The organism is Streptomyces sp. NBRC 110611 (assembly GCF_001590865.1).
Taxonomy (GTDB): Bacteria; Actinomycetota; Actinomycetes; order Streptomycetales; family Streptomycetaceae; genus Streptomyces.
On record NZ_BBUY01000007.1, the window covers coordinates 10,749 to 36,481 of the forward strand.

Genomic DNA, 25,733 nt, shown 5'->3' on the forward strand with positions numbered 1-25,733 from the left:
CGCCACGGCGGGAAAGCCAAAAACGTGGGAGGCAAGCCGAGCGCAGCGGCTAGGCCTCGAGGCCAATCGCAAACGCTGCCTCAAGGTCGTGCTGGGAATACGTGCGGAACGCAATGTGCGTCTCCGTCGACGCGACGCCGGGGACCTTGCTGATGCGGCCGGGAATGACGTCGGCCAGATCGTCGTGGGCCGCGACGCGAACCATCGCGATCAGGTCGTGCGCGCCGGTGACCGAGTAGACCTCGCTGACGCCGTCCAGCGCGGCGATCTTCTCGGCGATCTCCGGGATCTGGTCCACGCTGGTCTTGATGAGCACGATCGACGTGATCACGGCTGGCTCTCTCCCTCGGTCGCCCGGTCATCCGGCCTGGTGGCCACCACACTATCCCGGCGGTAGCGGGCCCAGGCGTAGAGGAAGCCCAGGGCGAAGCCGACGACATGGGAGAGGTAGGCGACGCCGGGGCCGTGGGGGTCGTCCTGGGCGGCCTGCCATTGCAGGAAGAACCAGAACAGCAGGACGATCCAGGCGGGGAAGCGCAGCGGGAGGAAGAAGAGGAAGGGGAAGACGCTGGTGACCCGGGCCTTCGGGAAGAGGTAGAGGAAGGCGCCCAGGACCCCGGCGATCGACCCGGAGGCGCCCACCAGCGTCCGGCCCGAGGCGGCGTGCGCGGCCGCGTAGCCGAGCAGGGCCAGGTAGCCGATGATGAGGTAGAAGGCGGCGAACGGCAGCCGGCCCATCCGTGATTCGGCCATTCCGCCGAAGACGTACAGGAACAGCATGTTGCCGAGCAGATGCAGCCAGCTGCCGTGCACGAACAGGGCGGTGAGCGGGGTGAGCAGGGCCGGCGGGGAACCGTCCCACAGCTCCAGGGGGACCACGCCCCACCGCTCGAAGTAGGCGGCCTGGGCCGTCAGCAGGGCCTCGTCGGAGCCGTACAGCCGGTTCAGGCCGGAGGCGGGGCCGAGCGCGAAGATCACACAGCACAGGCCGATCAGGACATGCGTCAGCCGGGCGAACACCACGGAGAGCAGCGGCGCCAGGGACCGGGGCAGCCGGAGCGGACGGGGCAGGAGGCCGGAGGGGAGCAGGGCGCGGAGGCGGGGGGTGCGGGCGGAACGGGGGGAACGCGGGGAGGGGGGAACCGGCGCCGTCATGAAGTGATCATGGCGTAAGGCGGGCAATCGGGACAGAGCGCCTCGCCGCGTCCCGGCTCCCGGGCAGGCCCGCGCCCGCCCCCGTCAGGCCGTAGGGTTGCAGGCAGTACCTTGCATACTTCCGCAGTCCGGCGGCGCACCGCGTGAACGGCGCAGCAGTACGAGAACGACGAGAGAGAGGGCGACACGATGCCGGTTCCCCTGCCGACGGCCGAAACCCGGTGGCGCTGCACACTGTGCGGCAACCTCACCCGTTTCGACGTCACCCGCCAGGCCAAGGTCGTGGAGTTCGTCCACCTGGACCTGGCCGGTGAGCCGAAGGTGGAGGAGCGCGAGGTCCTCAGCGAACGCATCGAGTCCGTGCGCTGCCGCTGGTGCAACGCGGTCGACCAGATCGAACTGGTGGACCGGCCGGGCGCGAGTGCCTGAGATCGGAGCGAGAAAGCCGTGGTGGACCGTCCAGAAGGGGAGCCGGGGGCCGGGCGTGACGACGCATCTGTCGGTGCGGCGGACGAGGTGCTCGACCATCCGCTGCCCGAGGGCGTACGGCGCCGGGTCGTGGCGCTCACCGCGGAGGCCTTCGGCGCGCTGACGGTCGCCGAACTCCCGGCCCCGCTGCGGCAGTACGCCCGGTTCACCCCGACCCGCCGGGCCAAGTTCGCCGGCAACGCGATGGCCGCGGCACTGGAGAGCGACGCGGTCTTCCGGCAGCGGATCGCGGGCCGGCTGCGCGAGACCCAGCCGGAGCTCGCCGAGGCGCTGGAGCGGGGCACCCCGCCGGCCGCCGCCGATCCGCTCGAGGTGGCCGCGGCCGCCTATGTGCTGCGCCCGGAGGGCTGGGTCAAGCTCGTCGCGGCGGCCGGTGAGGAGGCGCAGCGGGCGCGTGCCGAGCGGGCCGGCGAGGAGACCGAACGGGAGCTGGCCCGGCTCCGGGAGGAGCTGGCGCGGGCGCGCGGCGAGGCGCGTGCGGAGGCCGAGCGGGTGCGCGGCGATCTGGAGGCCGCCCGTAAGGAGAACGAGACGCTGCGGCGCAAGCTGCGCAGCGCGCTGAGCGACGTCAAGCGCGGTGAGGCCGCGGTGCGCAAGGCCGAGGCGGCGCTGACGGAGGTGCGGGACCGGGCGGGCGCCGACAAGGCCGCCGCGGACAGTGAGGCGCGCCGCCTCAAGGCCCGGATCGCCGAGGCCGAGACGGCGCTGGAGACCAGCCGGCGGGTGGCCCGCGAGGGCCGCAGCGTCGAGGACATGCGGCTGCGGCTGCTCCTGGACACCGTGCTGGACGCGGCCCAGGGCCTGCGCCGCGAGCTGGCGCTGCCGCCCGCCAGTGTCCATCCGGCCGATACCGTCGAGGCGGTCACGCCGGGCCGGATGACGCCCAAGGACATCGCCACGCGCGCGCTGTCCGAGATGGACCCGGCGCTGCTCGACCAGCTGCTGGCCCTGCCCCGGGCGCATTTGGTGGTGGACGGCTACAACGTCACCAAGACCGGCTATCCGACCATGCCGCTCGACAAGCAGCGGCTGCGGCTGCTGGGCGGGCTGGCGGTGCTGGCCGCGCAGACCGGCGCGGAGATGACCTGTGTCTTCGACGGGGCGGAGCTGGCCGCACCGGTGCTGCTCGCGCCGCCGCGCGGAGTCCGGGTTCTTTTCAGCAAACCGGGTGTCACGGCCGATGAGTTGATTCGCCAGCTGGTACGGGCCGAACCGCCGGGCCGTCCGGTCGTGGTGGTCTCCACCGACCGCGAGGTGGCCGACGGGGTGGCGAAGGCCGGGGCGCGCCCGGTCTCATCGGCCCTGCTGCTCAAGCGACTTGCCCGCACCTGATACCCCGTGTGCCGGTTCCGGGTGATTCGCCGGTCCGCGGGGTGCCGCCCGGTTCGTATCCGAGCGTCGACGGGCGCTCACTGCCGGTGTGATGTTGGTAAAGGATGGGGCCGGGAACGTAGTTTTTTCCGATGAGGATTTGAAGCGATCACAACTCGGTTACTAAGGTCGGGCCCGAGCCTTCATACAGGTGATCATCCAACCGGGATGACAGTGAAGGTACCGCCGAGTCCGCAGCGTTGACGCGGAGCCGGGGTCTTGTCCCCCCACTTCCCGGTAGGCGGCTGGAGGAAGAAGGAGCTCGCCCCCGTGGCGTCCCACCGTCGACCCAAGCAGCCGAGCCGTACTCGCGTGACCGTGCTCACCGCCACCGCGGCGGCGGCCGTCGCCCTCTCGTCCCAGGCCGCCCAGGCCGATCCGCAGCCGTCGAAGAAGGACGTCAAGTCCGAGGTCGACAAGCTCTACGAGCAGGCGGAGCAGGCGACCGAGAAGTACAACGGCGTCAAGGCGCAGCAGGACAAGCTCCAGAAGGAGGTCGACGGCCTCCAGGGCCAGGTCGCCCGCGGCCAGGGCGAGCTGAACGAGCTCCGCAAGGGCATCGGCGCGGTCGCCTCCGGCCAGTACCGCAGCGGCTCCCTCGACCCCTCGGTCCAGCTGTTCCTCTCCGGCGACCCGGACACCTTCCTCGAAAGGGCCGCCACCCTCGACCAGTTGAGCGGCAAGCAGGCCGAGCAGCTCAGGACCATCGCGGACAAGCAGCGCCGGCTCGCCCAGCAGCGCGCCGAAGCCGCGGGCAAGATCCAGGACCTCGCCGACACCCGCAAGGCGCTCGGCGAGAAGAAGGACGAGATCAAGGGCAAGCTCGCCAAGGCGCAGGAGCTGCTCAACACCCTGACCGCCAAGGAACGGGCGGCCATGGAGGCCGAGGAGAACAGCCGCGCCAGCCGCGGCAACGAGCGGACCGACCTCGGCAACGACGTACCCGCCTCGCAGCGGGGCGCGGCCGCCCTGGCCGCCGCCCAGGCCAAGATAGGTTCGCCCTACGTCTGGGGCGCCACCGGCCCGTCGTCCTTCGACTGCTCGGGGCTGACCTCCTGGGCCTACGCGCAGGCCGGCCAGTCGCTGCCGCGCACCTCGCAGGAGCAGGCCAACGCCGGCTCCCGGATCTCCTCGCAGAGCGGCCTCAAGCCCGGCGACCTGGTGCTCTTCTACGGCGACCTGCACCATATCGGCCTCTACGCGGGCAACGGCACGGTGCTGCACGCCCCGAAGCCGGGCGCCAACGTGCGCTACGAGTCCATCAACAACATGCCGTTCATGTTCGGCGTACGGGTCTGACGCGGCCGGAGCCGGGCGTACGCCGCGTACCCCGGCCCGGCCCCCACCGGCCCGGAACACGGTCGGAAAAGCCTCACAACCCGCTCGACCCACCGCCCGAACGGGCGATTTGCGGCACCCGCCGCTGACCTGCCGCCCCGCCGGTGACCTGCACAGTCACCGTCGGGGCGGCGTTTTGTGTGCGGTACGGGGACTTTGGCCGGTGCGGACCGTCGCCGTTACTGTCGGCGCTCGCAGCATCCGGTTCACCGCGCGCCCTCCCGGGCGGCAGGGGTTCGCCCCTGCTCCCGACCTTCCCCACTCTCGACTGCGCTCGAGCGGGGGACCCCCTGCGCAGGGAACCCCCATCGGAAGGAGCGCGGCTCTCGTGCCGTCCCACCGCCGTACCTCGCAGCACGGCCAGGCCGCCCTCGCCGGGGTCACCGTCCTGTCGGCCCTGGCGACCGCGGCCGCCGCACTGACGGCCCCGCCTGCCGCCGCCGCCCCGGCGGACCCGCCGGCCGCCGGCCGGGAGGCGGCGGCCGCCCGGCTCGACGCGCTCTACGAGCAGGCGGAGCGGGCCACCGAGAGGTTCAACGGCGTCACCGCCCGGACCGAGGAGCTGCGCGCCACGGTGGCCGTCCTCCAGGACCGCACCGCCCGCGCCCAGGAGCGGCTCAACCGGATGCGCGGCCGGCTCGGCGCGCTGGCCGCCGCCCAGTACCGTTCCGGCGGTATCGACCCCCTCCTCAGGCTGATGCTCTCCGAGCGCCCCGACAGCTACCTGGAGAAGGCCACCGCGCTCGACCGGATCGGCACCGCCCAGGCCGGCGGGCTGCGCGAACTGCGCGCCGCGCAGCGCTTCCTCGAACAGCAGCGCCGGGAGACCGCGGCGGCGCTCACCGAGCTGGCCGAGAGCCGTCGGCTGGCCGCCCGCCACAAGAAGGACGTCCTGCGCAGGCTCGGCACCGCCCGGCGGCTGCTGAACGCGCTCCCCAGGGACGCCAGGGAGGCGTACGGCCGGGCCTCCCGCGGCGACGGGCGCGACCCGGTGATCCCCGACCTCTCCGGCGCCGTACCGGTCTCCGGCCGGGCCGCCACGGCCGTCTCCGCGGTGCGCTCCGCCGTCGGCGCCCCGTACGCCTGGGGAAGCAGCGGCCCCACCGCCTTCGACTGCTCCGGACTCACCCAATGGGCCTACGCCTGGGCCGGGATCTCCCTGCCCCGTACGTCACAGGCCCAGGCGGGCGCCGGCCGCCAGGTGCCGCTCAGCCAGGTGCAACCCGGTGACCTGGTCATCTACCGCTCCGATGCCAGCCACGTCGGGATGTACGTGGGGAACGGCCAGGTCGTGCACGCGCCCCATCCCGGAGCCCAGGTGCGCTACGACCCCGTCGGCATGATGCCGATCTCGGCCGTCACCCGGCCCTAGGGCCTGTCCGATGGGTCCTGGCCGGGTCCGGCGCACCGGACCGGCCCTGGACGGCCGCCCAGCGTTTTTGCCCCGGCCGGGCCGGACTTACGATCGGCCGCATGTCACACCAGCGGACGAGACCGCGGCCGAGCCGGGCCGGGGCGGCGGGGTGCGCCGTCCTGAGCGCCCTGGCGCTGCTCGTCGCGCTGGCCGGCTGCGCTCCCCGGACCTCCTCCTCGGCCCGCTTCCCCGACGTCCAGCGGATGCTCGACGCCCGGGCGCGGGCCGTACAGCAGCGGGACGAGGCGGGCTTCCTCGCCGCCGTCGACCCCCGGGCGGACGGCTACCTGGCCCGGCAGCGCGCGGTGTTCGCCCACCTCGCCGGCGTCCCGCTCACCGACTGGCACTACGACCTCGACGCGACCGGCGCCTTCCCGCTCCCCGACGGCACCGGTGAACGGCTGGCCGCCAAGGTCCGGCTCCGCTACCGCCTGGAGGGCTTCGACACCGCGCCGGTCAACGCCGTCCAGTACCTCACCCTGACCGAGCGCGACGGCCGCTGGCTGATCTCCTCGGACACCGACGGCGCCGCGGCCGGCCGGTACGGGAACCGCCAGCTGTGGGACCAGGGGCCGGTACGGCTGGTCCGCGGCCGGTACAGCCTGGTCCTCGGCGGTACCGGGAACCCGGCGCGGCTAGAGGACCTGGCGCGCCGGGCGGACCAGGCGGTACCGGCGGTCTCCGCGGTCTGGAAGGACACCTGGGCGCGGAAGGTCGTGGTGGAGGCGCCGGACACGGTCGAGCGGATGGCGCAACTGATGGGCAGCGACGACGCCTCCGGCTATACGGGCATCGCGGCGGTCACCACCGGGGAGGCGGGAGCCTCCACCGCCGCGCCCGCGGACCGCGTGATCATCAACCCGGACGCCTACGAGGAGCTCAACGACCTCGGCCGCAAGGTGGTCCTCACCCACGAGACCGCCCACGTCGCCACCCGCAGGGCCACCACCATGGCCACCCCCCTCTGGCTCTCCGAAGGCTTCGCCGACTGGGTCGCCTACCGCGGGACCCGCCGCGAACCGGCCACCGCCGCCCCCGAGCTCACCCGCGCGGCGCGCTCCGGCAAACTGCCCACCCGGCTGCCCACGGACGCCGACTTCGGCTTCCGCGCCGGCGCCGACCGGCTGGCCACCGCGTACGAGGGAGCCTGGCTGGCCTGCCGGCTGATCGCCGAGAAGTGGGGCGAGGCAAAGCTGATCGCGTTCTACCGGGCGGCGGGCCTGAGCCCGTCCCGGACGTCGGCGACGGGCGGCCCGGTCGCCCCGATGGAGGCCGCCACGGCGGTGCCGCCGGGCCGTGGCCGGGTGCCGCCGGCCGGCCGCTTCCCGTACCTGCGGCCGGCCGGCGCCGACCGGACGGACCGCGCGATGCGCGCCCAACTGGGCGTGGGAATGGCGGAGTTCACCCGCGCCTGGCTGGCCTACCTGCGGGAAGTTCTCGAGTCGCCTCGGTGAGGCGTGGGCCGGGGCGGGCCGGCCCGGTGCGGCGGGCCCGGACCACGTCCGCGCGGTCCGCCGGACGGGCGCGGGTCGAGGCCCACAGGCGGCGGCAGGCGATCAGGGACGCCGCGGCCAGCAGGCCGTTGCGCAGCGCCAGCGGGACGACGCCCCGCGGGTCACCGGCCACGACCTGGGCGAAGCCGACCGGGAACTCCAGCAGGGTCAGTCCGGCGGCGAGCAGGACCAGCAGCGCCGGCAGCCCCTGCCGGCTGCTGCGTACGGTCACGCACACCGCGGCCAGCCCCACCAGCCAGAGCAGGTACTGCGGGCTGATCACCCGGCTCGTCGTGGTGCACAGCAGGGTGGCGGCGAAGGCCGCGTCGCACAGCACCGCGTCGCCGGTCACCCGCGCCCGCACCCGCCACAGCACCAGCCAGCCCAGGGCGGCCCCGTTCAGGAGCAGCGCCAGGGCGCTGACCAGCGGCACCCCCGGGCCCAGGAACTCCACCGAGCCGTACCGCAGCAGCACCGTCCCGTCCCACCCGAAGGGGCGGGCGAGGTGGAAGACCAGACCGCCGAGCGACTCGATCTCGGTACCGCGGTCGCGCTGGAAGGCGAGGAAGGCCAGGGCGCCCGGTGCGGCGGCCACGCAGGCCAGGGTCAGTCCGGCCGCGGCGCCGCCCGCACCGCTCCACAGGGCGCGCGCCCGGCGGCCGCGCAGCGGCGCCCCGGTCAGCAGCAGCACCGGCCAGACCTTCAGCAGCGCGCCGAACCCGGCCAGCGCCCCCGCCAGCCGCGGCCGGCGGGCCGCCGCGAAGAGCGCGGCGACGGCCACCGCGACCACCATCAGGTCGTAGCGGGCGTACGCGGTCGGGCCCAGCAGCGGGACGCCCGCGATCCATACCCAGGCCCCGGCCGGCCGCCCGGAGCCCGCCCGCCCTGAGCCCGCCCGCAGGAGGAGCGCCAGCACCGCCGCGTCCGTGAAGAGCACCAGGGTGAAGAACGCCGGGGTGTAGCCGAGGAACGGCAGCAGGCCGGGGGAGAGGACGGCGAGCGCGGCGGCCGGCGGATACTGCCAGGTCACATCGTCGAGCGGGTAGGTGCCGCCCTTGAGCACCTCGGACCAGCCCTGGTAGATCACCGACACATCGGTGGTCACGTCCGGCCCCGGCAGCACCACCACGCGCAGTACGCACAGCATCACGACGGTACGCGTCACCGCCCACACCCCGGCCGCCAGGGCCTGTGTCGACCCTTGCCACCACCGTCCCCCGCGCGCCCCGCCGCCGCGGCCGCCGCTCCCCGCCACCTTGTCCGCCTCCCGCTCGCCGCCGGGTACTGTCGAGCCGAACGCCGAGAACCGACCGCCCGGCCCGACCGTCGAGAGACCATCGTGCACAAGACCCTGATCGTCACGAACGACTTCCCGCCCCGGCCCGGCGGCATCCAGGCCTTCCTGCACAGCATGGCGCTGCGCCTGGATCCCTCCCGGGTGGTCGTCTACGCGTCGACCTGGAAGCACACGAAGGAAGGCCTCGCGGCCACCGCCACCTTCGACGCCGACCAGCCGTTCCCGGTGATCAGGGACCGTTCGACGATGCTGCTGCCCACCCCGAGGGTGACCCGGCGCGCCGTCTCGCTGCTGCGGGAACACGGCTGCTCGTCGGTGTGGTTCGGCGCCGCCGCGCCGCTCGGGCTGATGGCGCCCGCGCTCCGCTCGGCCGGCGCCCGCCGCATCGTGGCGACCACCCACGGCCACGAGGCGGGCTGGGCGCAGCTGCCGGCCGCCCGCCGGCTGCTGCGCCGGATCGGCGAGAGCACCGACACCCTCACCTACCTCGGCGAGTACACCCGCTCCCGGATCGCCTCCGCGCTGACCCCGGCCGCCGCCGCCCGGATGGTCCAACTGCCGCCCGGTGTCGACGAGAAGACCTTCCACCCCGGCTCGGGCGGCGACGAGGTACGGGCCCGGCTCGGCCTCGCCGATCGCCCGGTCGTGGTGTGTGTCTCACGGCTCGTCCCGCGCAAGGGCCAGGACACCCTCATCGAGGCCATGCCGGCGGTCCTCGCCGCGGTGCCGGACGCGGTGCTGCTCGTCGTCGGCGGCGGCCCGTACGAGCGGGACCTGCGCGCGCTGGCAGCGGAGAAGGGCGTCACGGACGCCGTCCACTTCACCGGCGCCGTGCCGTGGGAGGAGCTGCCGGCCCACTTCGGCGCCGGCGACGTCTTCGCGATGCCCTGCCGCACCCGTCGCGGCGGGCTGGATGTCGAGGGCCTCGGCATCGTCTACCTGGAGGCGTCGGCCACCGGACTTCCCGTCGTGGCCGGTGACTCCGGCGGCGCCCCCGACGCCGTGCTGCACGGCGAGACCGGCTGGGTCGTCCCCGGCGGAGCCCCCACACCTGCCGCCGACCGCGTCATCGCCCTCCTTGAGGACCCGGCCCTGCGGCGGTCCATGGGCGAACGCGGCCGCGCCTGGGTGGAGGAGCGGTGGCGCTGGGACCTGCTGGCGGAGCAGCTGAGGGAACTGCTGTAGGCCGCCGGTCCGAAGGGTCTTCCGGCCGGGGTCCGACGCGTCTTACGCCGGGGCCGACGTGGCTTACAGGGCCTACGGGGCCCTACGCCCGGTAGATCGCCTCGATCTCCTCGGCGAAGTCCTTGGCCACCACGTTCCGTTTCAGCTTCAGCGACGGCGTGACATGGCCCGACTCCTCGGTGAACTGGGTCGGCAGAATACGGAACTTGCGCACCGACTCGGCCTTCGAGACGGCCGCGTTGCCGTCGTCCACGGCGCGCTGGACGGCGGCCAGCAGCTCCGGGTCCGTGGCGAGCTCGGCGGGTGTGACACCGGCCGGGTGGCCGTGCTCCTCGGCCCAGCGGGGCAGGAAGTCCTTGTCGAGGGTGACCAGTGCGCCGACGAACGGGCGGCCGTCACCGACGACCATGCACTCGGCGACCAGGGCGTGCGCGCGGATACGGTCCTCGATCACGGCCGGCGCCACGTTCTTGCCGCCCGCGGTGACCAGGATCTCCTTCTTCCGGCCGGTGATGGCGAGGTAGCCGTCCTCGTCGAGGGTGCCGAGGTCGCCGGTGTGGAACCAGCCGTCGGAGAGCGCCTCCGCGGTGGCCGCGGGGTTGTTCCAGTACTCGGTGAAGAGGTGTTCGCCGTGCAGCAGCACCTCGCCGTCGTCGGCGATCCGGACGACCGAGCCGGGCAGCGGCTGGCCGACCGTGCCGATCTTCTGGCGGTCCCAGGGGTTGAACGCGGTGGCCGCACAGGACTCCGTCAGGCCGTAGCCCTCCAGGGCGGTGAAGCCGATCCCGCGGTAGAAGTGGCCGAGCCGTGCGCCGAGCGGGGCGCCGCCGGAGATGGCGTGGGTGGCCCGGCCGCCGAGGACGGCGCGCAGCTTGCCGTACACCAGGCGGTCGAAGACCTTGTGCTTCAGCTTCAGGCCCAGGCGCGGGCCTTCGGGGGTGTCGAGCGCCCGGCTGTACGCGATCGCCGTGTCCGCGGCCTTGTCGAAGATCTTGCCCTTGCCGTCGGCCTGCGCCTTGGCCCGCGCGCCGTTGTAGACCTTCTCGAAGACCCGCGGGACGCCCAGGATCATCGTCGGCCGGAAGGACGCCAGGTCGTCGGTGAGGTTCTTGATGTCGGGGGCGTGGCCCAGCTTGATGGGGGCCATCACGGAGGCGACCTGCACCAGCCGGCCGAAGACATGGGCGATGGGCAGGAAGAGCAGCACGGAGGAGGAGCCGGTATGGAACAGCGGCTTCAGCCGTTCCACGACGTTGCCGCACTCGGCGAAGAAGCTGCGGTGGCTGAGCACACAGCCCTTGGGGCGGCCGGTGGTGCCGGAGGTGTAGACGATGGTGGCGGGGGAGTCCGCGTCGGCCAGCGCGCTGCGCGCGTCCACGTCGTCGTCGCTGATCCCGGCGCCCGCGGCCCGCAGCCGGGCGATCGCGTCCCGCTCGATCTGCCAGATGTTGGCCAGTTCGGGCAGCCGGTCGCGGACCGATTCGACGGCCGCCTCGTGCGCGGGCGTCTCCACCAGGCAGGCCACCGCGCCGGAGTCGCCGAGTATCCACTGGATCTGCTCGGCGGAGCTGGTCTCGTACACGGGGACGGTGATCGCGCCGGCGCTCCAGATGGCGAAGTCCAGCAGCGTCCACTCATAACGGGTGCGCGACATCAGGCCGATCCGGTCGCCGGGCCGGATCCCGGCGGCCATCAGGCCCTTGGCGGCGGCACGGACCTCGGCGAGGAAGGTGGTGGCGGTGACGTCCTGCCACACGCCGTTCACCTTGCGGCCCATCACGGCAACATCCGGGTGCTGCGCGGCATTTCGGCGGATGAGATCCGTCAGGTTGCCGTCCGCGGGGACCTCGTACAGGGCCGGAAGGCTGAACTCGCGCAAGACTGCTGCTCCTCAAAAGCGCCGGTGCCACGACGCTGTGTGCTGCACCGGCTGCGGTCCATGATCATGCAGTGGATTGGACGGCCCGGACGTTACCCATGGGTATTGCTTTTGGGATAGGGGGAAACGACCAGATGTTCCGTGCGTCACATGCCGAAGGGGCCGCAGGGGGACTCCTCCGCGCAGACTAGACCAGCCAGTCGGTGACCCAAAAGTAACTTTCGGTCGCCCGGGCACGGGCGGATTGCGCCAAAGTCGGCCGTTCCGCTGCGGGCGGGACGCCCCGCATCCTGGAGTGGGGAGCCCGGCCGCGTCCGCCGGCCGCCCCCCGCGCGGTAGCCTTCAGCAGCAGAGACACCACGTCGCGGACACCGCGAAACGGGGTCTCCCTGGCTCGCACAGAGTCAAGAGCCCGGGGAAGCGTCGGCGGACCGGCACGAATCGGTTATGGAGGAGTCACGGCGATGGCCGAACACACCAGCTCGAACATCACGATCGAGGCGGCGCCCGCCGAAGTGATGAGAGTGATCGCCGACTTTGACAGCTACCCGGCGTGGACCGGAGAGGTCAAGGAAGCAGAGGTACTCGCCAAGGACGACCAGGGCCGCGCGGCACAGGTGCGGCTGCTGCTGGACGCCGGCGCGATCAAGGACGACCACACCCTCGCCTACACCTGGACCGGAGCGGACGAGGTCAGCTGGTCCCTGGTCAAGTCCCAGATGCTGCGGGCGCTCGACGGTTCCTACCGTCTCGCGTCGCTGGACAACGGTGCGCGCACCGAAGTGACCTACCAGCTCACCGTCGACGTCAAGATCCCGATGCTCGGCATGATCAAGCGGAAGGCCGAGAAGGTCATCATCGACCGTGCGCTGGCCGGGCTGAAGGAGCGCGTGGAGAGCCTCCGCGCGGCCGGACCCGGCGACGAGGCCGAGAAGCTCTGAGCGTGCGCATCGTCCTCGTCACCGGCCCCGGCGGCGCCGGCCGCACCACGCTCGCCGCCGCGACCGCCCTGGCCGCTGCCCGCAGGGGCACCCGGGCACTGCTCCTCACCACCGAGAGCAGCGCACCGGACATGGTGCTGGGCACTCCCCTCGGATCCGGCGCGGCCACCCCGATAGCGCCCGGGCTGCACGCCCGGCGCATCGACCCCGCCGACCGCTTCCGGCAGGAGTTCCTCGCTTTCCAGGAGCGCGCAGGTGCTGCCCTCGACCTGCTGGGCGCCGCCCCCCTCGACGAGGACGAACTGACCGAGCTCCCCGGGGCCGAGGACTTCGCGCTGCTGCAGGCGCTGCGCGCCGAACACACCTCGGGCGACTGGGACCTGGTCGTCGTCGACATGCCCTCGGCCGCCGAAACGATCCGCCTGCTGGCCCTGCCGAACCAGGTCCGCCGCTACCTGCGCCGCCTGCTGCCGCCCGAGCGCCAGGCGGCCCGCGCGCTCCGTCCGGTGCTCGCCCAGCTCGCCGGCGTCCCCATGCCGGCCCAGAAGCTGTACGAGGCGGCCGAGCGCTGGGAGACCGAACTCGCCGCCGTCCAGCGGGCGATCGACGACCCCGGCACCACCGTGCGCCTGGTCACCGAGGCCGGACCGGTCGCCGCCGCCACCCTGCGCGGCGTCCGCGCCGGGCTCGCCCTGCACGGCCGGCCCACCGACGGCGTGGTCGTCAACCGGCTGCTGCCCACCGGCTCCGCCGACCCGTTCCTCGCCGCGCTCTCCGGCAGCCAGCAGACCGCCCTCAAGGCGCTGCGCGAGGAGTTCCCCGACGTCCCCGTCCATGAGGTGCCGCACCTCGGCCACGACCCCCAGGGCGTCGAGGAGCTCGACGAGTTGCTCGACGGACCGGCCGGCGAACTGGGCGATGCCGGGCCCCTGCGGGCGCACCGCCCCGACCCGTGGACCGTCGAGGACCGGCTGGCCGCCGACGGGATCCTGGTCTGGCGGGTGCCGCTGCCGGGCGCCGAGCGCCGCGGTCTCGGCCTGGTCCGCCGCGGCGACGAGATCGTGGTGACCGTCGGCCGCTTCCGGCGCATCCGCACGCTCCCCTCCGCACTGCGCCGCTGCACGGTCTCCGGCGCCGGACTGCGCGACGGCGTGCTGGAGATCCGCTTCACCCCGGACCCGGACCTGTGGCCCAGGAACGCCACGGGGAACCCCACAGGTAACTGACCCCACAGGGAACTCACAGGGAATCCCACGGGGAGCCCCACGGGGAACCAGGCGACTGAAGGCGTAAAGCCGCAGTCGTAAACCGCAGCCGTAAACCGAAGCCGTACAACCGCGGCCGTAAAACCGCAGCCGTAAGAACCGAACGGCATACCGGCGTTCAGGTACCGTCGAAGGGGGCCGGCCGGTGCCGCGTGCCCGGCTGCCCGCCCGTCCCGCACCTCCGCCGTACCGCCTCGCCGCAGAAGTCCACGGAGTCCACCATGAGCGATGCCACCGAGCGCCCCGCCGACCGCCGGGCCCAGCCCGATGCCGACGCCTGGGCGGCCGCCTGCGCCGAGGACCTCGAGGCCGAGAAGGCCCGCCGCCGTGCCACGTACGGCCCGCCGCCGGGCAGCGCCGCCGAGGAACTCCGCAGGCTCGCCGACGCGGTGACCGACAAGCTCGCCGGCATCCAGCTGCCCGGCGCGCTCGGCGGCATGGCCGCGCAGAGCGCCGTCAGCCAGCTGTTCAAGCAGGCCAAGGCCGTCGTCGAGCCGGTCATCGAGCGCAACCCCGACGTCTTCGACCACCTCGCCACGGCCGGCTCCGAGCTGCTCGCCGCCTACCGCTCCGCGGTCGAGGGCAGCGAGCGCCGCTGGACCCGCGACGACTTCGACGACCGGCCCGCCGGCCGCCGCGGCGACGGTCCGGGTGACGACGACGGACCCACCGGCACCGAGCGAATCGATCTCGACTGATCCAGGCCGTGGCCCGGCCTCCGGTACGGTGGGTCCCGGCGGGGTACGAGCGAAAAACTGAGGGACACATGGGACTCACCATCGGCGTCGACATCGGCGGCACGAAGATCGCGGCCGGTGTGGTCGACGAAGAGGGTTCGATTCTTGAGACGTGCAAGGTACCGACCCCGCAGGCCACCGATGCGCTGACGGAGGCGATCGCGGAAGCGATCCGTACCGTCGGCGCCGGCCACCGCATCGAGGCCGTCGGCATCGGCGCCGCCGGATACGTCGACGAGAAGCGGGCCACGGTCCTGTTCGCACCGAACATCGACTGGCGCCACGAACCGCTCAAGGACAAGGTCGAGCAGCGCGTCGGCCTCCCTGTCGTCGTCGAGAACGACGCCAACGCCGCGGCCTGGGGCGAGTACCGGTTCGGCGCCGGCCAGGGCCACAGCGACGTCATCTGCATCACCCTCGGCACCGGCCTGGGCGGCGGCATCATCATCGGCAACAAGCTGCGCCGCGGCCGCTTCGGTGTCGCCGCCGAGTTCGGCCACATCCGGGTGGTGCCCGACGGCCTGCTGTGCGGCTGCGGCAGCCAGGGCTGCTGGGAGCAGTACGCCTCCGGCCGGGCCCTGCTCCGGTACGCCCGGCAGCGCGCCTTCGCGACCCCCGAGAACGCCCGGATCCTGCTGTCGCTCGGCGACGGCACCTCGGAAGGCATCCAGGGCACGCACATCAGCCAGGCCGCCCGCCAGGGCGACCCGGTCGCCATCGACTCCTTCCGCGAGCTGGCCCGCTGGGCCGGCGCCGGACTGGCCGACCTCGCCTCGCTCTTCGACCCGTCGGCCTTCATCATCGGCGGCGGGGTCTCGGACGAGGGCGAGCTGGTACTCGAACCGATCCGCAAGTCCTTCCGCCGCTGGCTGGTCGGCAACCAGTGGCGGCCGCACGCCCAGGTGCTCGCCGCCCAGCTCGGCGGCAAGGCCGGCCTGGTCGGCGCCGCCGACCTGGCCCGCCAGGGCTGAGCGCCGCGGCGGCTGACTGGCTGGTGGGCAATGCCCGTCGCGTCCCATCGGATGCGGCGGGCATTGCCCTAGTGTGGGCCTGCGTCCGGGCCTGCGTGGCGAGCTCGGCCCCCGGCGAGAGGACCTGCCCTTGAGTACGCTCCCCGACTCCCGCACCGAAGAGGACGGTTCCGCGGTCGTCCGGGTGCTCAGCTACAACGTCCGCTCCCTGCGCGACGACCGGGCGGCGCTGGCGCGGGTCATCCGCGCCTGCGCCCCCGATCTCGTCCTCGTCCAGGAGGCGCCGCGGTTCTTCCGCTGGCGCAAGGCCGCCGAGCGGCTGGCCCGGGCCACGGGCCTGGTCTACGTCACCGGCGGCGCGACGGCCGCGGGCCCGATGATCCTCTCCACCCTCCGCGCCCATGTGGAGCGTACGGAGGACATCCTGCTGCCCCGCACCCCCGGACTGCACCGGCGCGGCTTCGCCACCGCCGTGGTCCGCATCGGCCGTGCCCGGCTCGGCGTCCTCAGCTGCCATCTCAGCCTCGCCGGCCGGGAGCGCTACGTACAGGCCGGGCTGCTGCTGGAGCGGGTGGCCGCGCTGGGAGTGCCGTACGCGGTCGCCGGGGGCGATCTCAACGACCGGCCGGACGGACGGAGCTTCCGCCGGCTGGCGGGGGCGCTGACCGATGCCCGGGCCGCGCAGCCGTGGGGCGGCGAGTTCACCTCCACGCCCGTGGACCCACACCAGCGCATCGACGCCGTCTTCACCACCGCCGGCATCGACGTCCTGGGCTGCGGCGTACCTCTCCCGCTGCCCGGCGTGCACGAGGCCGACCTGCGCGCGGCCTCCGACCACCTCCCGGTACTGGCGGCTCTACGGGTCCCGGCCGACGCCTGATCCTCTTGCCCGCCTTCCCCGCCGGGCCGGGGACGTCCCGCCCGGCCCGGCCGGAGGCGCCGTCGTTCAGACCACCGCTCCGCCGCCCGGCAGGTGGTCGTCGTCCTCGTCGTCGCCCTTCATACGGGCCACCAGGGTGGCGAAGCCGCCCAGGAAGCCGCCGATGCCCAGGACCGTGATCCACCACGTCACGGGCTGCTGGAAGAGCACCATGGCCACCAGCAGCAGCGGGCCGCCCAGGACCGCGATCCAGGCGAACTTGGCGGTGACATCGGCCTTGGGCAACGGGGGCGGCTCGGGTGGTGTGAAGTGATCGTCGTCGGTCTCGCCGCCCGCGCCGGAGCCGTCGCCGGACGGCCCGGAGGGCGACCAGTCGCGCGGCCCGACACCGACACCCGGGGCGAAGACGATGAAGCTGCCGGGACCCGGGGCGCCGCCACTGCCCGTGACCGCTCCCGTGCCGGTTCCCGCGCCCGCGTCCGTGCCGTTGCCCGTGCCTTCCCGGTCTCCTTCGTCCGCAGTGTCGTTCTTCCCGGACGGTGCGCCCTTCTCCGGCGGTGTGCCCTTCCCGGACGGTGCACCCTGTCCCGGCGGTGCGCCGGTCCTCGCGGACGCCGCTCCCGGACCATCCGGGGCGCCGTCCTCGTCCGGGAACGACGGCTGCTCGCCGTAGCCCGCGACGATCTCGGCCCAGGCGGCCTCTTCGTCCAGCGGGTCGCGGGGGTCGCGGGGGCTACGCTCCGCCACTGGCCGTCGCCCCCTCCTGGGCGCCGGCCCGGGCCTCCGGGGCGAGCCGGGAGATGAAGGCGAAGGTGTCCTCGAAGATCCGCTCCGCGTCGTGGTCCAGCGTGGCGACGTGGTAGCTGCGCTCCAGCAGGGTCTGCCGGACGTCCGTCGACGAGACCCGGCTCAGGATCCGCTCGGAGTCCACCGGCGGTACGACGTGGTCCTGCGGGCTGGTCATCACCAGCAACGGCTGGGTGACCCGGGGGAGTTCGGAGTCGACCTGCCGGAAGAACCGGCGCAGCGAATGGGCCGCGTGCAGCGGCACCCGGTCGTAGCCGACCTCCTCGCCGCCGGGCTTGGCGATGTCGCTCGCGATGCCCTTGGTCGTCCGTACGACGTGGCGCAGCACCGGCAGCAGGGGTGCGGCCGCCTCGTGCATCTTGTTGCCGGGGTTGACGACGACCACCCCGCTGATCGCGTCGCCGTGCTTGGCGGCCAGCCGCAGCGCCAGCGCGCCGCCCATCGACAGGCCGCAGACGAAGACCCGGCTGCACCGCTCGGTCAGGGCGCGCAGTTCGCGGTCGACCTCGGCGTACCAGTCCTGCCAGGTCGTGACCTGCATGTCCTGCCAGCGGGTGCCATGACCGGGCAGCAGTGGGAGGGTGACAGTGAGCCCCCGGTCGGCCAGGTGTTCGGCCCATGGCCGTACGGACTGGGGGGAGCCGGTGAAGCCGTGGCAGACGAGGACGCCGACCTCTCCGCCGTCGCGGCGGAACGGCTCGGCTCCGGGAAGGAGCGGCACCGGGGGGACTCCGTTCGATGAGGGGACCTGGCGAGTTACCTCAGGGTACGCAAAGTGATGGCGAGCGGGTAGATCCGGCGCCCGCGGGCCGCTTCCGGGTCGTCCGCGCGGGCGTGCACCGCCGCCGGGGTCCTGCCGGGGGCCGGTGGGGGCGAGTGTGCCGTCGGGGCAGGTTAAGGTCTTTGCGTCAGACACAGGAGGCAGTCGGTTGATCTACGGCGCAATGAAGTTTTCCATCGGCGGACCGCTGAAGCTTGCCTTCCGGCCCTGGGTGGAAGGCCTCGAGAACATTCCCGCCGAGGGCGCGGCGATCCTCGCGAGCAACCACCTGTCCTTCTCGGACTCCTTCTTCCTGCCCGCGGTGCTGGACCGCAAGGTCACCTTCATCGCGAAGGCCGAGTACTTCACGTCCCCGGGCGTGAAGGGCAAGCTGACCGCCGCGTTCTTCAAGGGCGTGGGCCAGCTCCCGGTCGACCGGTCGGGCGCGCGGGGCGCGGGCGAGGCGGCGATCAAGAGCGGCATCGAGGTGCTGGAGCGCGGTGAGCTGTTCGGCATCTACCCGGAGGGCACCCGCTCTCCCGACGGCCGGCTCTACCGCGGCAAGCCCGGCGGCCTGGCCCGGGTGGCGCTGGCCACCGGCGCCCCGGTCATCCCCGTGGCGATGATCGACACCGAGAAGGTGCAGCCGCCCGGCAAGGTCCTGCCGAAGATGATCCGGCCGGGCATCCGGATCGGCAAACCGCTGGACTTCTCCCGCTACCAGGGCATGGAGGGCGACCGCTTCATCCTGCGGTCGGTGACCGACGAGGTCATGTACGAGATCATGAAGCTGTCCGGCCAGGAGTACGTCGACATCTACGCGACCGCCGCCAAGCGGCAGATCGCGGAGGCGGCGAAGGCCGCGGAGGCGAAGAAGAAGGCCGAGGCGGAGCAGGCGAAGAAGGCCGCCGAGCAGGCCAAGAAGGCCGCCGGATAGGCCGGGCGGGTCGAGGGACACGGGCAGTGCCGAGACCGGGCGTGGACGCGCCCGGCGAGGAGTGGGGGCCGGCGGGATGACGGACGCGGACATACGGACGGTGAGCGGCGCCACCACGGCTGCCGGACGCCCCGGCAAGCGGCCCCCGAGGGCGGTACGGATGTCCGTCGAGCTCCCGCTGTGGAAGGCGCTCACCGGGTACCGGATCCTCACCCTCGTCTACACACTCTGCCTGTTCGCGCTCACGTACCGGCAGTACGCGCACCCGTGGGGCGCGGGCGCCTATATGGCCGCGCTCACCGTCTGGATGGGCTTCACCTGGCGTTGTACGACCTCCCCGGAGCGCTGCACCCGGCACTTCCTGATCGGCGACCTCACCTTCGCCGTCGGCGGCATAGCGCTGACGCCCCTGGTGGACACCCACGCCCGGATCATGGAGGGCGGGCCCACCCTGCCCTCCATGTGGACGGCGGGTGCGGTGCTGGGCTTTGCGATCAAACGCGGCTGGCGCTGGGCCGCGGTGGCCTCCGCCCTGGTGGCCACCGCCAATCTCGTCGAACGCCAGGCGCTCGCCCGCGACACCATCCACAACGTGGTGCTGCTGTGGGTGGCCAGCGTCGCGATCGGCTATGTGGTCGAGGTGGCGCGCGCCAGTGAGCGCACCCTCGCCCGCGCGCTGCAGATCGAGGCCGCGACCCGCGAACGGGAGCGGCTGGCCCGCGACATCCACGACAGCGTGCTCCAGGTGCTGGCCATGGTGCAGCGGCGGGGCGCCACGATCGGCGGCGAGGCGGCCGAGCTGGGGCGGATGGCGGGCGAACAGGAGGTCGCGCTGCGGACGCTGGTCTCGGGCGGGCCGACGCCGCGGCGGACACCGCCCACCGAGGAGGCGTCGTACGGAACAGAGGAGGCGTCGTACGGAACAGAGGGCGCGGCGTTCCCGGCGCCGCACGCCGAGCGCCCGGCGCCCACGTCGCCCCCGGCGCCGTACGCCGACGCGGAGCGCCGGGAGCCGTGCGACGTCCGGGCGCTGCTCGCCCCGTACGCGAGCGCCGGTGTCACCTACTCCGAGCCGGGCGCCCCGGTCGAGTTGCCGGCCGCCGCCGCGGCGGAGCTGGCGGCCGCTGTCAGTGCCGCGTTGGACAATGTCCGGGTGCATGCGGGGGCCGGTGCCCGCGCATGGATCCTGGTGGAGGACGAACCGCACGCGGTGATCGTGACGGTCCGCGACGACGGCCCCGGCATCCCCGAGGGCCGCCTCGCGGACGCCGAGCGGGAGGGCCGGCTGGGGGTGGCCCTGTCGATCCGCGGGCGGCTGCGGGATCTGGGCGGCAGCGCGGCGTGGATCTCGGTCCCCGGCCAGGGCACGGAAGTGGAGTTGACGGTCCCCAAGGGCGTACGGCCCGAGGGCGGAAGGCGGGGGAGGGCTGGGACGTGACGGAGCGGACGAGGCTGAAGGTCATGGTGGTCGACGACCACCCGATGTGGCGTGACGCGGTCGCGCGGGATCTGGCGGAGGCCGGGTTCGAGGTGGTGGCGACGGCCGGCGACGGTCTCCAGGCGGTGCGCAGGGCGCAGGCCGCGTCGCCCGATGTGCTGGTCCTGGACCTCAATCTGCCGGGGCTGCCCGGGGTACGGGTGTGCCAGGAGCTGGTCGGCGCCCGGCCCGCGCTGCGGGTGCTGGTGCTGTCCGCGAGCGGCGAGCACGCCGATGTGCTGGAGGCGGTCAAGTCCGGTGCGACCGGCTATCTGCTGAAGTCGGCGAGCACGGAGGAGCTGCTGGACGCGGTGCGCCGGACGGCCGCCGGGGACGCGGTGTTCACCCCGGGCCTGGCGGGTCTGGTGCTCGGCGAGTACCGCCGGCTGGCGACCGAGCCCGCCCCGGCGACGCCGGACGAGCCGGGCGCCCCGCGGCTGACGGAGCGGGAGACCGAGGTGCTGCGCCTGGTGGCCAAGGGCCTCTCGTACAAGCAGATCGCCGAGCGCCTGGTCATCTCGCACCGCACGGTGCAGAACCACGTCCAGAACACCCTCGGCAAGCTCCAGTTGCACAACCGCGTGGAGCTGGTGCGCTATGCGATAGAGCGCGGCCTCGACGAGGCGTGAGCCGGCGGAGGCCGTGGGCCCGAGCAGGCACAGGCTGTGGGCATGAGCCGGCGGAGGCGGTCGGCCTGGTCCGCTCGTACGGGTGAACGCCCCGCGCCAACTCCCCGCTGAATCACCGGAATCGCCGTTTACCCCATCCCGGAGTGACCCAGGTCACCATTAGCGTGGCCGGCGTCCGATCGACCACGGCCGAGCGCGGCCACTGACGGGATGTAGGTGATTGCAGCGATGCGGGTCGGAGTACTGACCGGCGGCGGCGACTGCCCGGGTCTGAACGCGGTGATCAGGGGTGTCGTCCGCAAGGGCACCCAGGAGTACGGCTACGACTTCGTCGGTTTCCGGGACGGCTGGCGCGGCCCGCTGGAGGGCGACACGGTGCCGCTGGACATCCCGGCGGTGCGCGGCATCCTTCCCCGGGGCGGGACGATCCTGGGCTCCTCGCGGACCAACCCCTTCCAGCAGCCCGACGGCGTCCGCCGGATCAAGGAGACGCTCGCCAAGCAGGAGGTCGAGGCGCTGATCGCGATCGGCGGCGAGGACACCCTCGGCGTCGCGGCGCGGCTCTCCGGCGAGTACGCGATCCCCTGCGTCGGCGTCCCCAAGACCATCGACAACGACCTGTCCGCGACGGACTACACCTTCGGCTTCGACACCGCCGTCGGCGTCGCCACCGAGGCCATCGACCGGCTGCACACCACCGCCGAATCCCATATGCGGGTCCTGGTCGTCGAGGTGATGGGCCGGCACGCCGGCTGGATCGCGCTGCACTCCGGTCTCGCCGGCGGCGCGAACGTCATCCTCATCCCCGAGCAGCGCTTCGACATCGACCAGGTCTGCCGGTGGATCGACTCCCGGTTCAAGGTGCGCTACGCCCCGATCGTGGTGGTCGCCGAGGGCGCCATGCCCAAGGACGGCCAGATGGTCCTCAAGGACGACTCCAAGGACTCCTTCGGGCACGTCCGGCTGTCCGGTGTGGGGGAGTGGCTCGCCAAGGAGATCGAGGCGCGCACCGGCAAGGAGGCGCGGACCACGGTGCTCGGGCACACCCAGCGCGGCGGTACGCCCAGCGCCTTCGACCGCTGGCTGGCCACCCGCTTCGGCCTGCACGCGATCGACGCGGTGCACGACGGCGACTTCGGGAAGATGGTCGCGCTGCGCGGCACGGACATCGTGCGGGTGCCGATCGCCGAGGCCACCGCGAAGCTGAAGACCGTCGACCCGTCGCTCTACACCGAGGTCGGGGTGTTCTTCGGCTAGTGACCCGGGTGCCCCGGTCCGGAGGGCGCTTCCGACGGATCTCCGGGGCCCTCCCTCCGGGCGGCGCCGCCGGGCGAGGGGCCGTATATTCGCCATACGCGACATATCCGGCCCATTGCCCCTGCGGGCGTACCGGCGGGAGGGAACGTGGAGATCGTCGCCTTCGGCGTACAGGCGGACGAGCGGCCGCTCCTGGAGCAGGCCTTCGCCGGCCGCCATCAGGTCCGTGCGCTGGACGTCTTCCTCAACCGCGACACCGCCCCCATCGCGCACGGCTACGAGATCGTCAGCAGCAGCGTCAACGCCGATCTGAGCGCCGACGTGCTGCAGACCCTCGCGGCCGGCGGGACGAAGATGATCGCCCAGCGTTCCACGGGCTTCAACAACATCGACCTGGAGGCCGCGGCCGACCTCGGCATGAGCATCGGCCGGGTCTCCCGCTACTCCCCGTACGCGGTCGCCGAATTCGCCTGGGCCCTCGCCCTGGCCGTCAACCGGCACCTCGTCCGGGCCACCAACCGCACCCGCAACTTCGACTTCCGGCTGGACGGCCTGATGGGCCGCGACCTGCGCGGCCGTACCGCGGGGGTGCTCGGCACCGGCAAGATCGGCGAGGCGTTCACCCGGATCGCCCATGGCTTCGGCATGAACCTGCTCGGCTGGGACCTCGCCGCGAACCCGCGCTGCGTCGAGCTGGGCATGGCGTACGTCACCAAGGAGCGGCTGTTCGCCGAGGCCGACCTGGTCTCCCTGCACCTCCCGCTGGTGGCGGCCACCCGCCACCTCGTCGACGCCGCCGCGCTGGCCGCGATGAAGGACGACGCCATCCTGATCAACTCCAGCCGCGGCGGCCTCGTCGACACCGCGGCGCTCGTCGGCACCCTCAAGGCCGGCCGGCTGACCGGCGTCGGCCTGGACGTCTACGAGGAGGAGGCCGGGCTGTTCTACTACGACAAGTCCCTCGGCGTCATCGACGATGACACCCTGGCCCGCCTGATGACCTTCGGGAACGTCCTCGTCACCTCCCACCAGGCGTACTTCACCAAGGAGGCGGTCGGCCAGATCATCGACGCCACCGTCACCAACGTCGAGGACTACCTGACCGGCCGCACCAACGACAACACCCTGGTCATACGAGGACAGCTGCCAGCAGCCGCGCGGTGACCGAGACGCCGTCCAGCGTCAGCACCGACTCGGGGTGGAACTGCACCCCCGCGAAGCCCGGGCCGCGCAGCGCGTGCACCTCACCGGTCGCCGCGTCCCGGCTCAACTCCACCCGGTGCATGGCCAGTTCCTGCTCCGTCCGGTCGTCGCAGCGGGCCGTGAAGGTGTTGTAGAACCCGACCGTCTCCGGGCGGCCGAAGAAATCGATCCGTTCCTGTGCGCCCTGGAAGGGCACCTCCTTCCGGACGATCTCCAACCCCAGCTCCGCGGCGAGCAGTTCATGGCCCAGGCAGACGCCCAACAAGGGGGGGTGGCCCGAAGGGCCTCGATGAGGGGTGGTGGCCGGGCGAGGGGCAGGCCCGTTGTGGTGGGCGGCGATCAGCTCGGCCGTCAGCGCCCGCAGGAAGCGCATCTTCGGGTCGCCGGCATCGGACGGATCGCCCGGCCCCGGCCCCAGCACGACCGGCCCCGGGTGCGTCAGGGCGGCCTCCCGCAGCCCCGGCTCGTCGAAGCGGCGCACCGTGACCTCCAGACCCGACGTGCGCAGCAGATGCGCCAGCATGGCGGTGAAGGTGTCCTCCGCGTCGACGACCAGGGCGTGCCCGGTCAGCCCGGCGGCCGGCGCGGCGGACCGCATCCGCAGCCAGAAGGGCGCCAGGCCGGCCCGGCGGGCGTCGAGCGCGGCCCGTACCCGCGGGTCGTCGGCGAGGCGGGGCCGGGCGGGCTCCCCGGCCCGCCGTACCGGGGCGGGGCGCACGCCGAGGGCGGTGAGCACCCCGGCGGCCTTGGCGTGGGTCTCGGCGACCTCGCCGTACGGGTCGGAGGCGCGTACCAGGGTCGCGCCGACCGGCAGCCGCAGCGCCCCGCGGGCGTCGATGTCGGCGGTACGGATCAGGATCGGCGAGTCCAGCGTCTGCGCACCATGGGCGTCCCTGCCGATCAGCGCCAGCGCCCCCGCGTAGTAGCCGCGTCCGGCACCGTCCGGCCCGGCGGACTCATGGCGTTCGATCACCCGGCAGGCGTTCTGGACCGGCGAGCCGGTGACCGTCGCCGCGAACATCGTCTCCCTGAGCACCTCGCGGACGTCCAGGGTGGAGCGCCCGCGCAGCTCGTACTCGGTGTGCGCGAGATGGGCCATCTCCTTCAGGCGCGGCCCGATCACCACCCCGCCCCGGTCGCCGACGGTGCACATCATCTTCAGCTCCTCGTCGACGACCATGGACAGCTCCTCGGTCTCCTTGCGGTCGGCCAGGAACTCCAGCAGGCCCGCCACGCCGGGGCCTTCGGCGGGGTAGCGGTACGTTCCGCTGATCGGATTCATCACCACCGTGCCGCCGGTCATCCGCACATGGACCTCGGGGCTCGCCCCGACCAGGGTGCGCACGCCGGGCCGGTGGACGACGAAGGTCCAGTACGCGCCGCGCTCACCGGTCAGCAGCCGCCGGAACAGGGCCAGCGCGTCGGCCGCGCCGAAACCGGGGATCTCGCCCTGGTACGTGCGGCGGATCACGAAGTTGGCGCCCTCGCCGGTGCCGATCTCCTCGCGCACCACCCGCCCGACGATCTCCGCGTACGCGTCGTCGTCCACGTCGAACGCGCCGTCGCGGACGGTCACATCATGGGCCGGGAGGGCGTCCAGCACCTCGGCCGACGGCAGCGCGTAGGCCTCCTGGGGCAGCAGGACGGCGAGCGGGGTGCCGTCGTCGCGGACGTCGAAACCGCGCTCGCGGATCTGCCGGAACGGGATCATGGCCAGCGCCCCGCGCTCGCCCTCGGGGATGTCGGCGAGCCGCTCCACCTCGTGGACCGGGCCGAGGAGCAGCTCCACGGTGTCGTGGTCGGCGCCGGGGGTGCGGCGGCGCAGCAGGGCGAAGGGGGTGGCGTCGCGGGTGAGCCGCGTCAGGAGCGCGGCGGTGTCGTGGTGCACGGGGGTTCCTTCCATAGGGGAGGGAACGGCCCGGGAAACACCGAAGGCCGCCCCTCGGGCGGCCTTCGCGAAGTCTGTCGGTGTGCGCGCGAATCAGTGGGCCGCCGGATGAGCGGTCCACCACCAGGTCATGCTGTTCGCCGGTCGCGTGCACATGCCGCGCACCCTACCCGACGGGGCGGCCCGCGTGGGCCTCGTCTCATCCTGCGGTCGCGGTACTGGACCCCTGTCAAGACCCCGTAATGTTGGCTGTGTGACCGTGAACGCTGAAACCCACGCCGGTGGCAACACCTGGCGAGACCTGCCCGCGGCGCAGCAGCCTGACTGGCCGGACCAAGAGGCTCTGCGCGATGTGATCGC

The 25,733-nt window shown here is 73.1% G+C and carries 23 protein-coding genes and 1 pseudogene; 17 read left to right on the plus strand and 7 right to left on the minus strand.

Annotated features, from left to right (window positions below):
* Positions 1–49: 49 nt before the first annotated feature.
* Together AZE13_RS17180 and AZE13_RS17185 are read right to left on the minus strand one after the other, a co-directional pair.
* A complete protein-coding gene (locus AZE13_RS17180) occupies positions 50–331 on the minus strand; it encodes an Lrp/AsnC family transcriptional regulator (protein WP_066932041.1) in 282 nt (93 codons plus the stop codon).
* Positions 328–1,008, minus strand: coding sequence for a rhomboid family intramembrane serine protease (locus AZE13_RS17185; protein WP_066932683.1), 681 nt, complete (start codon positions 1,006–1,008; stop codon positions 328–330). Before AZE13_RS17185 ends, AZE13_RS17180 begins: the two co-directional genes overlap by 4 nt.
* 336 nt (positions 1,009–1,344) lie before the next feature.
* Here AZE13_RS17185 and AZE13_RS17190 point away from each other — a divergent pair, with 336 nt between their 5' ends.
* From AZE13_RS17190 to AZE13_RS17210, 5 genes are all read left to right on the plus strand, one after another.
* Positions 1,345–1,584: a hypothetical protein gene (locus tag AZE13_RS17190; RefSeq protein ID WP_066932043.1), complete on the plus strand. Its 240-nt coding sequence runs from the start codon at positions 1,345–1,347 to the stop codon at positions 1,582–1,584.
* A gap of 18 nt (positions 1,585–1,602) precedes the next feature.
* Positions 1,603–2,976 carry an NYN domain-containing protein gene (locus AZE13_RS17195; protein WP_066932045.1) on the plus strand — a complete coding sequence of 458 codons (1,374 nt, stop codon included), beginning with the start codon at positions 1,603–1,605 and terminating at the stop codon, positions 2,974–2,976.
* A gap of 309 nt (positions 2,977–3,285) precedes the next feature.
* The gene (locus AZE13_RS17200; RefSeq protein WP_066932047.1) at positions 3,286–4,314 is read left to right on the plus strand and encodes a C40 family peptidase; all 1,029 of its coding nucleotides are present in this window, start codon (positions 3,286–3,288) and stop codon (positions 4,312–4,314) included.
* Between the two features lie 367 nt (positions 4,315–4,681).
* Complete coding sequence (locus AZE13_RS17205; RefSeq protein ID WP_066932049.1) at positions 4,682–5,725, plus strand: NlpC/P60 family protein; 1,044 nt, start codon at positions 4,682–4,684, stop codon at positions 5,723–5,725.
* Between the two features lie 101 nt (positions 5,726–5,826).
* Complete coding sequence (locus tag AZE13_RS17210) at positions 5,827–7,221, plus strand: hypothetical protein (protein ID WP_066932051.1); 1,395 nt, start codon at positions 5,827–5,829, stop codon at positions 7,219–7,221.
* On the opposite strand, the gene AZE13_RS17215 is transcribed toward AZE13_RS17210, so the two are convergent.
* Positions 7,169–8,515, minus strand: a complete 1,347-nt coding sequence (locus AZE13_RS17215) for a glycosyltransferase 87 family protein (RefSeq protein ID WP_398780163.1) — start codon at positions 8,513–8,515, stop codon at positions 7,169–7,171. The two genes, AZE13_RS17210 and AZE13_RS17215, sit on opposite strands and share 53 nt — an antisense overlap.
* Before the next feature lie 84 nt (positions 8,516–8,599).
* On the opposite strand from AZE13_RS17215, the gene AZE13_RS17220 reads away from it, so the two are divergent.
* A complete protein-coding gene (locus AZE13_RS17220) occupies positions 8,600–9,742 on the plus strand; it encodes a glycosyltransferase family 4 protein (protein ID WP_066932053.1) in 1,143 nt (380 codons plus the stop codon).
* An 82-nt stretch (positions 9,743–9,824) separates the two neighbouring features.
* On the opposite strand, the gene AZE13_RS17225 is transcribed toward AZE13_RS17220, so the two are convergent.
* Complete coding sequence (locus AZE13_RS17225; protein ID WP_066932056.1) at positions 9,825–11,621, minus strand: AMP-dependent synthetase/ligase; 1,797 nt, start codon at positions 11,619–11,621, stop codon at positions 9,825–9,827.
* 464 nt (positions 11,622–12,085) lie between these two features.
* Between AZE13_RS17225 and AZE13_RS17230 the strand changes: the two genes are divergently transcribed.
* The 5 genes from AZE13_RS17230 to AZE13_RS17250 all read left to right on the plus strand — a co-directional run bounded on the left by AZE13_RS17230 (position 12,086) and on the right by AZE13_RS17250 (position 16,415).
* Positions 12,086–12,562, plus strand: coding sequence for an SRPBCC family protein (locus AZE13_RS17230; RefSeq protein WP_066932058.1), 477 nt, complete (start codon positions 12,086–12,088; stop codon positions 12,560–12,562).
* Between the two features lie 2 nt (positions 12,563–12,564).
* Positions 12,565–13,788 carry an ArsA family ATPase gene (locus AZE13_RS17235; RefSeq protein WP_066932059.1) on the plus strand — a complete coding sequence of 408 codons (1,224 nt, stop codon included), beginning with the start codon at positions 12,565–12,567 and terminating at the stop codon, positions 13,786–13,788.
* A 260-nt stretch (positions 13,789–14,048) separates the two neighbouring features.
* Positions 14,049–14,525, plus strand: a complete 477-nt coding sequence (locus AZE13_RS17240; RefSeq protein WP_066932686.1) for a DUF5304 domain-containing protein — start codon at positions 14,049–14,051, stop codon at positions 14,523–14,525.
* A gap of 68 nt (positions 14,526–14,593) precedes the next feature.
* On the plus strand, positions 14,594–15,535 hold the full coding sequence (locus tag AZE13_RS17245) for an ROK family glucokinase (protein ID WP_066932061.1): 942 nt from the start codon (positions 14,594–14,596) through the stop codon (positions 15,533–15,535).
* A 130-nt stretch (positions 15,536–15,665) separates the two neighbouring features.
* Positions 15,666–16,415 (plus strand): endonuclease/exonuclease/phosphatase family protein, encoded by a 750-nt coding sequence (locus AZE13_RS17250; protein WP_066932063.1) that lies wholly within the window; start codon positions 15,666–15,668, stop codon positions 16,413–16,415.
* A gap of 66 nt (positions 16,416–16,481) precedes the next feature.
* On the opposite strand, the gene AZE13_RS17255 is transcribed toward AZE13_RS17250, so the two are convergent.
* Together AZE13_RS17255 and AZE13_RS17260 are read right to left on the minus strand one after the other, a co-directional pair.
* Positions 16,482–17,162 carry a hypothetical protein gene (locus AZE13_RS17255; RefSeq protein ID WP_066932065.1) on the minus strand — a complete coding sequence of 227 codons (681 nt, stop codon included), beginning with the start codon at positions 17,160–17,162 and terminating at the stop codon, positions 16,482–16,484.
* A complete protein-coding gene (locus AZE13_RS17260) occupies positions 17,149–17,943 on the minus strand; it encodes an alpha/beta hydrolase (RefSeq protein WP_066932067.1) in 795 nt (264 codons plus the stop codon). Before AZE13_RS17260 ends, AZE13_RS17255 begins: the two co-directional genes overlap by 14 nt.
* Positions 17,944–18,166: 223 nt before the next feature.
* Between AZE13_RS17260 and AZE13_RS17265 the strand changes: the two genes are divergently transcribed.
* The 5 genes from AZE13_RS17265 to AZE13_RS17285 all read left to right on the plus strand — a co-directional run bounded on the left by AZE13_RS17265 (position 18,167) and on the right by AZE13_RS17285 (position 23,446).
* On the plus strand, positions 18,167–18,919 hold the full coding sequence (locus AZE13_RS17265; protein ID WP_066932069.1) for a lysophospholipid acyltransferase family protein: 753 nt from the start codon (positions 18,167–18,169) through the stop codon (positions 18,917–18,919).
* A gap of 76 nt (positions 18,920–18,995) precedes the next feature.
* Complete coding sequence (gene macS / locus AZE13_RS17270; RefSeq protein WP_079124095.1) at positions 18,996–20,357, plus strand: MacS family sensor histidine kinase; 1,362 nt, start codon at positions 18,996–18,998, stop codon at positions 20,355–20,357.
* A gap of 23 nt (positions 20,358–20,380) precedes the next feature.
* Complete coding sequence (locus AZE13_RS17275; RefSeq protein ID WP_181690377.1) at positions 20,381–21,025, plus strand: response regulator; 645 nt, start codon at positions 20,381–20,383, stop codon at positions 21,023–21,025.
* 228 nt (positions 21,026–21,253) lie between these two features.
* Positions 21,254–22,282, plus strand: a complete 1,029-nt coding sequence (locus AZE13_RS17280; RefSeq protein WP_066932075.1) for a 6-phosphofructokinase — start codon at positions 21,254–21,256, stop codon at positions 22,280–22,282.
* A 147-nt stretch (positions 22,283–22,429) separates the two neighbouring features.
* Positions 22,430–23,446, plus strand: coding sequence for a 2-hydroxyacid dehydrogenase (locus AZE13_RS17285; RefSeq protein WP_066932077.1), 1,017 nt, complete (start codon positions 22,430–22,432; stop codon positions 23,444–23,446).
* On the opposite strand, the gene AZE13_RS17290 is transcribed toward AZE13_RS17285, so the two are convergent.
* Complete coding sequence (locus AZE13_RS17290; protein ID WP_079124096.1) at positions 23,412–25,388, minus strand: anthranilate synthase family protein; 1,977 nt, start codon at positions 25,386–25,388, stop codon at positions 23,412–23,414. The genes AZE13_RS17285 and AZE13_RS17290 overlap by 35 nt on opposite strands.
* Positions 25,389–25,527: 139 nt before the next feature.
* Between AZE13_RS17290 and AZE13_RS39275 the strand changes: the two are divergent.
* Positions 25,528–25,733: pseudogene (locus AZE13_RS39275) on the plus strand (hypothetical protein); the annotation flags it as partial.

Bases quoted from the DNA above. Each gene is read 5' to 3' on its own strand.
- AZE13_RS17190 (WP_066932043.1), top strand. From the start codon at position 1,345: ATGCCGGTTCCCCTGCCGACGGCCGAAACCCGGTGGCGCTGCACACTG.
- AZE13_RS17210 (WP_066932051.1), top strand. From the start codon at position 5,827: ATGTCACACCAGCGGACGAGACCGCGGCCGAGCCGGGCCGGGGCGGCG.
- AZE13_RS17230 (WP_066932058.1), top strand. From the start codon at position 12,086: ATGGCCGAACACACCAGCTCGAACATCACGATCGAGGCGGCGCCCGCC.
- AZE13_RS17240 (WP_066932686.1), top strand. From the start codon at position 14,049: ATGAGCGATGCCACCGAGCGCCCCGCCGACCGCCGGGCCCAGCCCGAT.
- AZE13_RS17245 (WP_066932061.1), top strand. From the start codon at position 14,594: ATGGGACTCACCATCGGCGTCGACATCGGCGGCACGAAGATCGCGGCC.
- AZE13_RS17265 (WP_066932069.1), top strand. From the start codon at position 18,167: ATGAAGTTTTCCATCGGCGGACCGCTGAAGCTTGCCTTCCGGCCCTGG.
- macS (WP_079124095.1), top strand. From the start codon at position 18,996: ATGACGGACGCGGACATACGGACGGTGAGCGGCGCCACCACGGCTGCC.
- AZE13_RS17275 (WP_181690377.1), top strand. From the start codon at position 20,381: ATGGTGGTCGACGACCACCCGATGTGGCGTGACGCGGTCGCGCGGGAT.
- AZE13_RS17280 (WP_066932075.1), top strand. From the start codon at position 21,254: ATGCGGGTCGGAGTACTGACCGGCGGCGGCGACTGCCCGGGTCTGAAC.
- AZE13_RS17290 (WP_079124096.1), bottom strand. From the start codon at position 25,388: ATGGAAGGAACCCCCGTGCACCACGACACCGCCGCGCTCCTGACGCGG.